At 70.9% G+C, this 1,917-nt stretch carries 1 protein-coding gene and 1 pseudogene; both read right to left on the bottom strand.

What is annotated here, in order from left to right:
• A pseudogene (locus BZL64_RS30625) lies at window positions 1-287 on the bottom strand (hypothetical protein); the annotation flags it as partial.
• A gap of 42 nt (window positions 288-329) precedes the next feature.
• A partial coding sequence (locus tag BZL64_RS30630) for an AMP-dependent synthetase/ligase (RefSeq protein ID WP_086772402.1) occupies window positions 330-1,917 on the bottom strand: 1,588 nt, incomplete at its 5' end.

Consider the following 1,917-nt stretch of genomic DNA (forward strand, 5'->3'; position numbering starts at 1 on the left):
ACTTCCGCACCCAGGGGGACGGCGTCCCCCTGGGTGCGGAAGTGGTCGTCCTCGAACTCGGGGACGCCCAGGCCGTCGTGCTGGGTGCGGACCTGCTCGGCGGTCTCCTTCTCGTCCTCGGCCTCGTCGTCGAACTCTCCCGCCAGTTCCGCGCGCCACAGCGGGTAGGTCACCTCGCCGACGAGCGCGCGCAGGTCCGTTCCGTCGACCCTGATGCCCCACACCAGGTAGTCCGGGTAGGTCGGGCTCTCGGCCCAGGGGTAGTGGAAGAACTCGATGGCGTTCACGGGCGGCATCCTCCCCGGCCGGGGACCTGTTCCGCGAACCTTTTACTGCCGGTACAGCCCCTCCGCCTCGTCGGCGAAGTCGCGCATGATCGCGTCCCGGCGGAGTTTCATGGAGGGGGTCAGGTGGCCCTCCGCCTCGGTGAAGTCGCGGGGCAGGATGGTGAAGCGGCGGATCGACTCGGGGCGGGAGACGAGCTTGTTGGCCTCGTCGATCGCGCGCTGGAGGACGTCGTTCAACTCGGCGTCGTCGATGAGCAGTTCGGCGGGAACGGGGTGCTTGCCGTTCATCTGGCGCCAGTGGGTGAGGCCGTCGGGGTCGAGGGTGAGCAGGGCGGAGACGTAGGGGCGGCCGTCGCCGAGGACCATGGCCTGGGAGATCAGGGGGTGCGAGCGCAGCCAGTTCTCCAGCGGGGCGGGAGCGACGCTCTTGCCGCCGGCGGTGATGATCAGTTCCTTCTTGCGGCCGGTGATCGTGAGGTAGCCCTCGTCGTCGAGTTCGCCGATGTCGCCGGTGGCGAGCCAGCCGTCGGGGGCGGCGGGGACGACTCCGCCGGCCGCCGGGTCCCAGTAGCCGCGCAGGACGTGGTCACCGGCGATGAGTATCTCGCCGTCGGCCGCTATGCGGATCTTCGTGCCGGGCAGCGGCCAGCCCACCGTTCCCAGGCGGGGTTTCATGGGCGGGGTGACGGTCGAGGCGCCGGTGGTCTCGGTGAGGCCGTAGCCCTCGTAGATCTCGATGCCCGCGCCGGCGTAGAACGCGGCGAGGCGGCGGCCCAGCGGGGAGCCGCCGCAGATGGCGTGCCGGACGCGGCCGCCCATGGCGTTGCGGATGCGGCGGTAGACCAGGGGGTCGTAGAGGGCGCGGCCCGCGCGGAGGGTGGCGCCGGGGCCGCTTCCGGTGCCGGCGTTGTGGGCCTCGACGGCCTCGCCGTAGCGGATGGCCGTGTTCACCGCCCGGTCGAAGGTGGACACCCGGCCGCCCGCCTCCGCCTTCGCGCGGGCCGTGTTGAAGATCTTCTCCAGCATGTACGGGATCGCGAGCAGGCAGGTGGGTCTGAACGCGGCCAGGTCCGGGAGGAGTTGGTCGGCCTTGAGGCTGGGGGCGTGGCCGAGGCGGACGCGGGCGCGGATGCAGGCGATGGCGACCATGCGGCCGAAGACGTGGGACATGGGGAGGAAGAGGAGGACGGAGAGGTCGTCGGTGGCCGACTTGAAGACGGGGTAGAGCAGCTCGATCGCGTTGTCGACCTCGGCGAAGAAGTTTCCGTGGGTGAGCGCGCAGCCTTTGGGGCGGCCGGTCGTGCCCGAGGTGTAGATGAGGGTGGCGAGGGTGTCGGGGACCAGCATGCCCCGGCGGACCTCGACCTCGGACTCCGGGATGTGCTGCTCGCCCAGTTCGGCGAGGCGTTCCACATGCCCTTTCTCGATCACCCAGATGTGCTGGAGGTCGGGCAGCCGGTCGCGTTCGGGGCCGATGGCCGCCGCCTGCCCGAGCGTCTCGGTGACGAGGGCGACCGCGCCGGAGTCCTGGAGGATCCACCGGGTCTGGAAGACGGAGGAGGTCGGGTACACGGGGACGGTGACCAGTCCGGCCGCCCAGGCGGCGAAGTCGAGCAGCGTCCACTCGTAG

This window comes from Streptomyces bobili (assembly GCF_002154575.1).
Classification (GTDB): Bacteria; Actinomycetota; Actinomycetes; order Streptomycetales; family Streptomycetaceae; genus Streptomyces; species Streptomyces bobili.